Raw genomic sequence first — 232 nt, forward strand, 5'->3', positions numbered from 1 at the left:
CTCCGATATTAGCCAAAAGAGAGAACAATTTTGTTTCGTCTACTACTTTTTTCGCCGCATCAAAACCGCCTTTTAAGCCGAAAGTGATAATTCCGCTTTTTCCTTCTGGAAGATATTGATTTGCCAAATCGTGATATTTACTAGATTTCAGCCCTGGATAATTGACCCAAACCACCTCATCTTGTTTTTCTAGCCATTCAGCCAGAGCCAAAGCATTTTCGCTGTGTTTCTT

The 232-nt window shown here is 39.7% G+C and carries 1 protein-coding gene; it reads right to left on the reverse strand.

Going from position 1 to position 232, the window contains the following annotated elements:
• The coding region (locus ACWA1B_RS23715) for a PLP-dependent transferase (protein ID WP_456911157.1) at positions 1 to 232 on the reverse strand (232 nt) is incomplete at both ends.

The sequence above is a fragment of the Flavobacterium xizangense genome (assembly GCF_054075145.1).